At 56.0% G+C, this 7,171-nt stretch carries 9 protein-coding genes; all 9 read left to right on the forward strand.

All coding sequences use genetic code 11. The features are described 5' to 3' along the window. Window positions 1–6: 6 nt before the first annotated feature. A complete protein-coding gene (locus IBX51_RS13615) occupies window positions 7–177 on the forward strand; it encodes a flagellin (RefSeq protein WP_291831836.1) in 171 nt (56 codons plus the stop codon). Between the two features lie 71 nt (window positions 178–248). Beyond that, window positions 249–683, forward strand: a complete 435-nt coding sequence (locus IBX51_RS13620) for a flagellar protein FlaG (protein ID WP_291831827.1) — start codon at window positions 249–251, stop codon at window positions 681–683. A gap of 194 nt (window positions 684–877) precedes the next feature. Then, window positions 878–2,845: a flagellar filament capping protein FliD gene (gene fliD, locus IBX51_RS13625; RefSeq protein WP_291831828.1), complete on the forward strand. Its 1,968-nt coding sequence runs from the start codon at window positions 878–880 to the stop codon at window positions 2,843–2,845. A gap of 65 nt (window positions 2,846–2,910) precedes the next feature. Continuing rightward, window positions 2,911–3,309 (forward strand): flagellar export chaperone FliS, encoded by a 399-nt coding sequence (gene fliS / locus IBX51_RS13630; protein WP_291831829.1) that lies wholly within the window; start codon window positions 2,911–2,913, stop codon window positions 3,307–3,309. 19 nt (window positions 3,310–3,328) lie between these two features. After that, a complete protein-coding gene (locus IBX51_RS13635; RefSeq protein ID WP_291831830.1) occupies window positions 3,329–4,096 on the forward strand; it encodes an ABC transporter substrate-binding protein in 768 nt (255 codons plus the stop codon). A gap of 75 nt (window positions 4,097–4,171) precedes the next feature. Beyond that, entirely contained in the window at window positions 4,172–5,383 is a 1,212-nt protein-coding gene (locus tag IBX51_RS13640; RefSeq protein ID WP_291831831.1) for an argininosuccinate synthase, read from the forward strand. A 225-nt stretch (window positions 5,384–5,608) separates the two neighbouring features. Then, entirely contained in the window at window positions 5,609–5,809 is a 201-nt protein-coding gene (locus tag IBX51_RS13645) for a hypothetical protein (RefSeq protein ID WP_291831833.1), read from the forward strand. Further along, entirely contained in the window at window positions 5,787–6,146 is a 360-nt protein-coding gene (locus tag IBX51_RS13650) for a type II toxin-antitoxin system PemK/MazF family toxin (RefSeq protein WP_291831834.1), read from the forward strand. Before IBX51_RS13645 ends, IBX51_RS13650 begins: the two co-directional genes overlap by 23 nt. Before the next feature lie 7 nt (window positions 6,147–6,153). After that, a partial coding sequence (locus IBX51_RS13655; protein WP_291831835.1) for an AraC family transcriptional regulator occupies window positions 6,154–7,171 on the forward strand: 1,018 nt, incomplete at its 3' end.

The following is a 7,171-nucleotide window of genomic DNA, read 5'->3' on the forward strand; positions in this document are numbered from 1 at the left end:
GCGAACCTGGCAACGTCTGTAGAAAACCTCAGCGCCTCCAACAGCCGTATCCTGGACGCTGACTTCGCGGCAGAAACTGCCAACCTGGCCAAATCCCAGGTACTGCAGCAGGCCGGTATCTCCGTCCTGGCTCAGGCGAACGCCCGTCCGCAGCAGGTTCTGTCCCTCCTGCAGTAAGGGGCATAGCGGTAACGGTCGGAACCCTCGGGTTTCGGCCTTCCGCCGTTGAAGGATAGCGAGGTAAAGCTATGAATGACGTTAACCTGAACAGCCCGGACCTGAAGCTGGTGCGCGCAGGCGCGCAGGCTCCGGCCAAGGCAATGTCGTCATCTCAGGCCGAGGGCCGGAACGCCCCTGACCTTGCTGCTTCGGCTGCTGGTGATCGCCCGGTTCAGAACGCTCAGGTTGCTTCGGAGCCGTCGAAAGCCGAAAGGCTGCAGGCTCGCAGTGAAGCACAGCGGGATGAGCTGAATGAGGCGGTCAGTCAGCTGAATGATTTTGTGCAAAACGTGCAACGGGATCTTCAGTTTGAAGTGGATAACGACATGGGCCAGATGATCGTCAAGGTGGTTGATCAACAAACCCAGGAAGTGATTCGCCAGATGCCAGACGAAGTCGCATTGAGGTTGGCAGAAAAATTGCAGCAGGATGAACCGCTGACGTTGTTTAACATCAAAGTGTAGAAGCTTGCCGCTTTTGCGCGGATGACAGCAACGGTATTTCAGCACCGCCGCACCCGATAAGGGGCCGGCGGTGTTCTGCGTTTACAGGCTGTTACAAATCGGCGTAAGTATTTTCTGAAAAAAGGCAAAGTTTTGCCGCTGGCTGCCGATAAACTGATCAGTAAAGAGACTCGCCCCCCTGAGGAGGCACGGTTATGGCAACAATTTCTTCGTTAGGTGTTGGCTCTGGCGTTTTGACGTCGGATCTGGTTGACCAGTTGGTGGCTGCAGAACGCAGGCCCACGGAAGTTCGGCTGGATCAGAAAACGGAACGCACAGAGGCACTCATTTCCGCCTATGGCATGTTGCGCAGTGCCGTCACAGAGTTGCGGTTGCCCATGCGCCAGCTGGGTTCTGCGGATGGGATGAAGTCGTTTTCGGCCACGTCCTCGGGTAGCAATATTGATGTGTCGGTGGATGCCGGCAAGGCCAGCCGCGGCTCTTACAGCCTGGATGTAAAAAGCCTGGCGCAGTCTCAGGCCCTGGCCAGCCGGGATGTGTTTGCCGACCGGGATGCCACCAGTGTGGGCCGTGGCACCATGACGCTTCAGGTGGGTGACAAGACCACCAACATCACCATCGATTCTTCCAACGACACCCTGCAAGGCCTGGCGAATGCCATTAACGAGGCCAATGCGGGTGTATCTGCCGGTGTGATTGATACCGGCAACGGTTTCCAGCTGGTGTTGTCTGCGGATGAAACTGGTGAAGCCAATGCGGTTAATATCTCCGTTACGGAAGACGGCGCTGCCCCGGGCTTAAGCCGGTTCGCTTTCGATACGGCAGATCCCGAAAACATGGATGGCATGCGCCAGACCATTGCGGCGAGCGACGCGGTAATGGAAATCAACGGCGTGGAAATTCGCCGCGCCACCAATACCATTGAAAATGTCGTAGACGGGCTGACCTTCAACATTACCGATGTGGGCAAGTCCACGATCAAGGTGGAGCAGGATACCGCTGCAGTCGCCGAACGTGTTCAGGCGTTCGTGGACAAGTTCAACGAGCTGCAGGGCACCATTCGTGAACTGTCTTCGTTTGATAGCGAAACCGGCCGGGGCAGTATTCTGACCGGGGATTCCACGGTTCGGAACATCCAGAATCAGTTAAAGCGGGTTTTAACAGATATTATTCCCGGGCTGGAAAACGCCAGTGTGCGTAGCCTGGCGGATGTGGGCATTAGCACGGACTTCCGTACCGGTGAGCTGCAGTTCAATAGCCAGAGGTTTCAGCAGCAGCTTCGGGAAAACCCCAATGATGTCACCGCGCTGTTCGCGGAGCAGGGCAGGACCAGTGATTCCCAGGTGGAGTTTGTTCGTAGCGGCTCTAATTCCCGCCCGGGCGATTACAGCATTAACGTTACCCAGATGGCGACTCGGGGCAGTCTCAATTACACGGTTCCGAACACCGCAGATGCGATTCAGGTTCAGGCAGATAACAGCTTTACGTTCCGGGTGGATGGAGAAACCACTGCAACCGTATCTATCGCGGCCGGCGACTATTCCGGTGCCGATTTCGCTGCGGCCATTCAGACAGCCCTGCGCGAGAACTCGGCTCTGAGCGCGGCAGGGCGTTCGGTTCAGGTGGCTTTCGATGCTGCCGAAGGGTTAACGTTTACTTCTAACCGCTTTGGTAGTGAGTCTAACGTAAGCCTGACTGGGTTGAGCAACGTTACAGGGCTGAACACCGCTACCGGCACCGCCGGCCAGGACGTTCAAGGCACCATCAACGGCCAGGCCGCTCAAGGTGATGGCCAGGTGTTGTTCCTAGCAAACAATGCCGGTGGCGATGCAGCCGGCCTTCAGGTGCGGATTACCGGCGGCGACGTTGGCAATCGCGGCTCAGTGAGGTTCATCGAGGGCGTGAGCGAGCGCGCAGTAGATGCCATTACCAGAATTTTGGGTGCAGACGGTGCTTTGAGCTCCCGCACAGATTCCTTGAACCGGGATCTTGAGCGCATTCAGGAAGATAGGATAAAACTGGACTTGCGGATTGACAGTTTTCAGGCGCGCCTTGTTGCCCAGTTTAGTGCGGCAGACTCCCTTATATCCCAGCTAAACAGTACGCAGGATTTCGTGTCTCAGCAGCTGGCGGCCCTGGCGCCGAACAGGCAGAGAGATTAATTCGGCTATACTTATTGTGGCCAGCCAAACATGGCATACCGGATAACGGTGAAACGAGGTTATTTATGAACGGTTTACAGGCTTATCAGCGCGTTAATACCCAAACCAGCATCACCGATGCAGACCCGCACAAGCTGATTCAGCTGCTGTATAACGGGGCGATCGAGCGCATCAACATGGCCAAATCCCGGATTCAGGCCAAAGATTACGCGGCCAAGGGCCAGTTGCTTAATAAAGCCATAGAAATCATCGGCGGTCTGCGGGCGTTCCTTGATTTTGAGAAAGGCGGCGAGCTGGCCGCCCGGCTAGAGGGTCTTTACGACTACATGGAACGCACCCTGTTGGAAGCCAGCGCCAAGAATGATGTGGCCAAGCTGGATGAAGTACTGAACCTGCTGCGTTCTGTGAAAGACGGCTGGGATGGCATTCGCGACGAGGTGGTTAACCAGCAACAGGCAGTTTGAGCCGGGGTTGGTTAAGCCGATGATATTTGTGCGGGGCCTTATTCTGGCCCTTTTGTTGGTTGTTACCCATGCTCACGCGGGTGATGACGTGGCGTTATCCGGCCAGAATGCTTCGGCTGGCCAGGCGGCCTTGTTCGTTGTACCTGATGTCTGGCCCTGGGGATTTCGGGATGATCAGGGTGAGCTGCAGGGAAGCGTGATTGAGTTGGTCAATCGGTTATCAGACCTTTCCGGCGTGCCTGTCCGCGTCCAGTTATTGCCCTTGAGGCGGGTTATCATGGACGTTACGAGGGGCCGTGGGCAGTTTGCTTTTCTGTTCCAAAGTCCTGATCTGGACGAAAGCACTATTCCCGTTGAGACCGTGCTTCAGATCAATCTGATGCTAATGGCGATGCGTGACACCGATTTTCCCCTGACCCTTGAAGACCTTGCCGGTAAACGGGTTGGCTATGTGCGGGGTACCTATCTGGGCGAGTCGTTTAAGGCTGATGATGCGGTGCTGAAGGTGCCGGTATATGACATCCGCCAAGCCATTGATATGCTGATGTTGGGGCGGATTTCAGCAGTGCTTGCCAGTGATCACAACATCGCAATGACGATAGATGCTTATGACTTTCCCGCCGAGGAGTTCCGTTTACAGGAGCATGTGAAGGGCCAAAAGGCCCGGCTGTATATGTCGCCTGCCAGCGGCAACCCGGAACACGCTCGTCTCTTCAAGGATGCTTTGCAATACATGCGTGACAACGGCGAGCTGCAACGCATATTCCAGACTTCTTCCGGCCAATAGCCATTCCCACCGCACTCCCGTACAATACCGCTCTTCTTTTCAATACATCCATTCTGTTCAGTCTGGAGCACAAGCATGTCTGATATTAACAAGGTGGTGCTGGCCTATTCCGGTGGCCTGGATACTTCCGTGATTGTTCGGTGGTTGCAGGATACCTATAACTGCGAGGTGGTGACCTTCACCGCTGACATCGGCCAGGGTGAGGAAGTGGCGCCGGCGCGGGCGAAGGCCGAGGCGCTGGGCGTTAAGGAAATCTACATCGAGGATCTGCGCGAGGAGTTTGTGCGCGATTACGTGTTCCCGATGTTCCGCGCCAACACCATCTACGAGGGCGAGTACCTGCTGGGCACCTCCATCGCCCGCCCGCTGATTGCCAAGCGTTTGATCGACATTGCCAACGAAACCGGCGCGGATGCCATCTCTCACGGTGCCACCGGCAAGGGTAACGACCAGGTACGTTTTGAGTTGGGCGCTTACGCGCTGAAGCCGGGTGTAAAAGTGATCGCCCCTTGGCGTGAGTGGGATCTGAACTCACGCGAGAAGCTGCTGCAGTACTGCGAAGAGCGCAACATTCCGGTGGAAATGAAGAAGGGCAAGAGCCCGTACTCCATGGACGCCAACCTGCTGCACATCTCCTACGAAGGCATGAACCTGGAAGACCCCTGGGCAGAAGCCGAGGAAGACATGTGGCGCTGGAGTGTGTCTCCGGAAGCGGCTCCCGAGAAGCCGACTTACGTTGAGCTGACCTATAAGAAGGGCGACATAGTTGCCGTTGATGGCCAGGAAATGAAAGCTCACGAAGTGCTGGAAACCCTGAACAAAGTAGCTGGTGCCAACGGTATTGGCCGCCTGGACATCGTAGAGAACCGCTACGTAGGCATGAAGTCCCGCGGCTGCTACGAAACCCCGGGTGGCACCGTTATGCTGCGTGCTCACCGCGCCATTGAGTCCATTACCCTGGACCGCGAAGTGGCCCACCTGAAAGACAGCCTGATGCCCCGCTACGCCGAGGTGATCTACAACGGTTACTGGTGGTCCCCGGAGCGCGAAGCCCTGCAGGCACTGATCGACCAGACCCAAACCTACGTGAACGGCACCGTTCGCCTGAAGCTTTACAAAGGCAACGTGGACGTGGTTGGCCGTAAGTCTGACGACTCCCTGTTCGACGAAAAGATCGCCACCTTTGAAGAAGACCAGGGTGCCTACGACCAGAAAGACGCGGAAGGCTTTATCAAGTTGAACGCGCTGCGGTTGCGGATTGCGGCTGGGAAAGGGCGGAAGCTGTAGGGTCTGTCCCAGGGGTCTGTCCCACAAGGGTCTGTCCCCGCATGGGGACTGACCCACCTTTGCCCGTCCTTGCCACTTAACTCGAACCCATCCGTCCAAAAAGGGTCAGACCCCGTTCGGGGTCAGACCCTGAAGACAGACCCTTGCGCCCAGCATAACGCTGGGCGTTTTTGTCTCTATCGTGCGATACTTGGCCGAGTTAGTATGAGCTAACAGGAGCTAGTCATGGACAACAGAGTTCAGCAAGTGATTAAGAAGCTTGAACACTTGCCTGCAGACCGTTTATCCGAGGTTGAGGATTTCATTGATTTTCTGAGCCAGAGAGAACGTGAGCATCATATGCGCAAGGATTTCGCGCGGGGAGCGGAGGCTTCTTTCCAAAAGGTATGGGATAACGACGAAGATGCAGCCTACGACAAGCTTTGAATTTGGTGATGTGGTTCTGGTTGGTTTTCCCTTTACCAACCTGAAGACCACAAAAAAGCGCCCTGCAGTGGTTATAAGTTCTTCAGCTTATCAGGCTTACCGTCCAGATCTTGTGATAATGGCGATTACCAGTCGGATTAGAGATCCTCTCAGTTTTGGTGAGGCGTTGATAAAGGATTGGGAGCAGGCGGGTTTGCTGAAACCTTCGGTGATGAAGCCGCTGATCGCAACCGTCGAGCAGTCAATCATTTTGAAACGAATGGGTTCGCTGAACACAAACGACCAAGCTCAGTTGAAAAGCGTACTGCATGGAATTCTAGAACTTAATAATAAATAGAAAAAATATGCCAGCATTCGGAACCGCCTCTGTCGCCGCCCTGCGCCAATACGTTCGCTATGCCGATGCCGAGGGCATCAGCACCTCAGAGCTGTTCAGCAAAGCCAGCCTTGAGCCGAATATCCTTGATACCGATGACGGCCGCCTGACGGGCGAGCAGCTGCAGACGTTTATTCGCCTGCTGGCCGAAGCATCCGGCAATCCCATCCTTGGCCTGGAAACCGGCGATTTCGTTCAGCCTGGGTCTTACAGTGTGCTTGGCTATATCACCATGAGCTGCGCCACGCTGGGCGAGGCGGTCACCCGGATTGCACCCTATGAAAAGCTGGTGGGGGACATGGGCACCACGGGCCTTCGGATGAAGCGGAATGAAGTGTCTCTGGTGTGGACCTGCAATTTTACTGATCCGGTGGTGTGGCCCCAGGTGGTGGATAATGTGTTCGCCTCCTGGATTAACTACGCTCGCTGGCTGGCGGATAACGATAACGCCTCTCCAATCCGGGTTGCCCTGAAACGAGCTTCACCGGGCTCTGACTATGAGGGCGCTTATCAGGAGCGCTGGGGCTGCCCGGTTGAGTTCGAAGCGCCAGAGAATGTGGTGACTATACCTGAGGACTTACTGGCCACCCGCCTTCGCCAGCCAGACCCGCTGCTGCGCAAGACCTTGGAAACCCATGCGCTGTCGCAGCTGGCGCTGCTGGATACCGACACCGACCTGACCTCCAGAGTAAAGCAAGGCATCCAGAAGCAACTGGCCAGCGGTGTGACTCGGCAAGACATGATCGCCGAAGACCTGGGCATGACCAGCCGCACCCTGCAGCGCAAACTGAGCCACGAAGGCGTTTCCTACCAGAAGCTACTGGATGACGTGCGCCAGCAGATGGCGGAGGATTATCTGCGTAACACTGAGATGAGCATTCCCGACATTGCGCTGAGGTTGGGGTATAGCGAGACCACGTCGTTTCATCGGAAGTTTAAGGCGGAAACGGGGCAGACGCCGGGGGATTATCGTAAGGGTCTGACCC

This window comes from Marinobacter sp. (genome assembly GCF_014859525.1).
GTDB lineage: Bacteria > Pseudomonadota > Gammaproteobacteria > Pseudomonadales > Oleiphilaceae > Marinobacter.

What these genes read in the sequence shown, in the direction of transcription:
- IBX51_RS13650 (WP_291831834.1), top strand. Translation starts at nt 5,787, where the DNA reads ATGCAGCCTACGACAAGCTTTGAATTTGGTGATGTGGTTCTGGTTGGT.
- IBX51_RS13620 (WP_291831827.1), top strand. Translation starts at nt 249, where the DNA reads ATGAATGACGTTAACCTGAACAGCCCGGACCTGAAGCTGGTGCGCGCA.
- IBX51_RS13645 (WP_291831833.1), top strand. Translation starts at nt 5,609, where the DNA reads ATGGACAACAGAGTTCAGCAAGTGATTAAGAAGCTTGAACACTTGCCT.
- IBX51_RS13635 (WP_291831830.1), top strand. Translation starts at nt 3,329, where the DNA reads ATGATATTTGTGCGGGGCCTTATTCTGGCCCTTTTGTTGGTTGTTACC.
- fliD (WP_291831828.1), top strand. Translation starts at nt 878, where the DNA reads ATGGCAACAATTTCTTCGTTAGGTGTTGGCTCTGGCGTTTTGACGTCG.
- IBX51_RS13640 (WP_291831831.1), top strand. Translation starts at nt 4,172, where the DNA reads ATGTCTGATATTAACAAGGTGGTGCTGGCCTATTCCGGTGGCCTGGAT.
- fliS (WP_291831829.1), top strand. Translation starts at nt 2,911, where the DNA reads ATGAACGGTTTACAGGCTTATCAGCGCGTTAATACCCAAACCAGCATC.